Raw genomic sequence first — 2,651 nt, forward strand, 5'->3', positions numbered from 1 at the left:
TCCACCACGACGGACTCGACGGCCCCGCAGTCCAAGGCACGCTGGCGGATGGTCTGCAGACGCTCGCCGCCCTGGCCTACATCCAGGGAGACGGCCACCACATCCTTGCCGGTGCGCTCCTTGAGGTAGGGAATGGACACCGAGGTGTCCAGGCCGCCCGAGTAGGCCAGCACGATGCGATTGTTTTCGGTCATGGCGATCCTCTTTCCTTCTAATTTCACACTTTTAGATATTCAGTTCGTGCCTTCAGCGATCATCGGGCCTTGGCATCCTCCTGGCCGGAGACGATGGTCATCAGCCAGTCAGCCCGGGATGAAGCCGATTCATCGTCTGCAGCGATGATCAGAATCGTGTCGTCCCCAGCTATGGTGCCTAGGATTCCATTGATGGGCTGGCGGTCCAGTGCGGAAGCTGCATACTGGGCGGCGCCGGCCGGGGTTCTGACCACCAGCAGGTTGCGGGCCCTGGCCACTGAGGTGATCAGCCCGGTCAGAATCTTGGCCAGGTAAGCATCGGTCTTGTTCTCCCCTTCGACCTCAGGCCCCTCGGCGGCAGCGGCCTCCATGGCCTGCTGATCGGTGGTGGCGGGAATCCAGTAGGCCATGCTCCCGTCTGCATACCGCAGCTTGGTGGCATGCAGGTCGTCCAGGTCCCGGCTCAGGGTGGCCTGGGTCACTTCGATGCCCTGTTCCGCCAGCAAGGCCGATAGCTGCTGCTGGGAATTGACTCGATGTCGGTTCAGGACCTGGCGGATGGCATCCAGCCGGGCCACCTTGGTCGTCGGACGCATCAGCACACCCCTTGCAAAAGGGATTCATCACCCCAGGAACGGGCCACCAGCCAGGTCATCAGGGCCTTCTGGGCGTGCAGCCGGTTTTCAGCCTCGTCCCAGACCACGGACTGTGGGCCGTCGATAACCTCGGCCGTAACCTCCCGGCCCCTGTAGGCGGGCAGGCAGTGCTGGAAGAGGGCATCCGGACGGGCATGGGCCATAAGTGCGGCATTGACCTGATAGGGCTGGAAGGGATGGGAGCGAATGGCGTACTGGTCCTCCTCGCCCATGGAGACCCAGGTGTCGGTGAAGACGCAGTCGGCGTCCTCCACAGCCTGAACAGGATCCGTAGTGACCAGAATGGATCCGCCGTTTTCAGCGGCCAAAGTCCGCGCCTGTTCCACCAGGCTCGGATCGGGCAGAAAGCCGTGGGGGCCGGCAATCCGCACGTTCATGCCGGCCACTGCCCCGCCCAGCAGATAGGAGTTGGCCATGTTGTTGGCTGCGTCGCCCAGGTAGGCGATGGTCATGCCAGCCAGGGCATCGACCCCACCCCGGTGCTGCGCCAGGGTCAGGAAGTCGGCCAAAACCTGGCAGGGATGGAAGGAATCGGTCAGCGCGTTGATGACGGGCACGGTGGCATGTGCAGCCATGGTCTCCACCCGATCCTGGCCGAAGGTGCGCCAGACGATGGTGGATGTCATCCGTGTCAACACGTTGGCGGTGTCCGCCACGGGCTCGCCACGGCCAAGCTGTGAGCCAGAGCTGTCGATGACCATGGGATAGCCGCCCAGCTGGGCCACGCCTACGCAGAAGCTGGTTCTGGTGCGCGTGCTGGGCTTGTCGAAGATGATCGCCACGGCCTGAGGTCCCTGATAGGGTTGGGATAAATAGGGATTGGTCCTGAAGGCCATGCCCAGCCGAAGCACCTCCAGCTGCTCCTCGTGGTTGAGGTCGTCGTCACGCAGCATGTGCCGCAAACCGTTGCTCATCTCTGCCTCCCTATCGCTATGATTACGCACGTCATTGATGGCTGATTTCACAGACCATCCTGCCGCAAGCCCTTCCCGAGACTGACCGGAGCCTTAGACAGGATATCCACGGCCAGGTCGATCTGATCGGCTTGAATGATCAAAGGCGGAGCCAGACGCAGTGCATCAGGGGCCACTGCATTGACGATCACCCCATGGTCCAAAGCCCAGGAAGCCAGATCCCCGGCACAAGGAGCGCTTAGCTGGACCGCATCCAGCAGCCCCCTGCCTCTGACCTCGTTATAAAGGGGATTCCCGCAATCAGTAAGGCCAGCGCGCAGCCTCTCCCCCATCTGCCGTGCCCGTTCCAGCAGGCCCTCCCGCTGGATGGTCTCCAAGGTGGTCAGTGCCAGGGCCGATCCCAGAGGATTGCCTCCAAAGGTGGATCCGTGCATGCCGGGAGTCAGCAAGCCCGATGGCCCAGGACCGAAGGTGATCATCCCACCCATGGGGAATCCGCCTGCGACCCCCTTGGCGAAGGTGAGCACGTCAGGACAGGCTCCTCCGGACAGGCTATGGTCCTGAAAGGCGAACCAGTGACCGGTCCTGCCCATTCCGGTCTGCACCTCGTCCAAAATCATCAGGGCCCCATGCCGGCTACAGAGCTCACGCACCTGCCGAACGTAGTCAGGATTCAGCGGTAGCACCCCAGCCTCTCCCTGGATGAGCTCCAGAATGACGGCAGCCACCGGCTCTCCTGAGGTCTCCGCCTGTGCAAAGGCCTCCTCTATAGCATCGCCGTCTTCTGCCGGCAGGAAGCCCATACCCGGAACCAGGGGTTGGAAGGGCTCACGGATGGCCGGCTTCCATGTCAGGCTCAAGGAGCCCATGCTGCGGCCGTGGAAACT

General features: G+C 62.7%; 4 protein-coding genes. All 4 read right to left on the reverse strand.

Going from position 1 to position 2,651, the window contains the following annotated elements:
* On the reverse strand, positions 1-194 hold a 194-nt coding region (locus AC0AP0_RS11610), incomplete at its 3' end, for an argininosuccinate synthase domain-containing protein (protein ID WP_490430575.1).
* A 59-nt stretch (positions 195-253) separates the two neighbouring features.
* Positions 254-790, reverse strand: a complete 537-nt coding sequence (locus tag AC0AP0_RS11615) for an arginine repressor (protein ID WP_198208365.1) — start codon at positions 788-790, stop codon at positions 254-256.
* Positions 790-1,764 carry an ornithine carbamoyltransferase gene (gene argF / locus AC0AP0_RS11620; RefSeq protein ID WP_490430579.1) on the reverse strand — a complete coding sequence of 325 codons (975 nt, stop codon included), beginning with the start codon at positions 1,762-1,764 and terminating at the stop codon, positions 790-792. The genes AC0AP0_RS11615 and argF overlap by 1 nt, the downstream gene beginning before the upstream one ends.
* Before the next feature lie 47 nt (positions 1,765-1,811).
* A partial coding sequence (locus AC0AP0_RS11625; RefSeq protein WP_490430580.1) for an aminotransferase class III-fold pyridoxal phosphate-dependent enzyme occupies positions 1,812-2,651 on the reverse strand: 840 nt, incomplete at its 5' end.

Source organism: Bifidobacterium sp. POST2/T3 (B1), assembly GCF_058197115.1.

Coding starts and splice junctions, on each gene's coding strand:
- argF (WP_490430579.1), bottom strand. CDS start 1,764: ATGAGCAACGGTTTGCGGCACATGCTGCGTGACGACGACCTCAACCAC.
- AC0AP0_RS11615 (WP_198208365.1), bottom strand. CDS start 790: ATGCGTCCGACGACCAAGGTGGCCCGGCTGGATGCCATCCGCCAGGTC.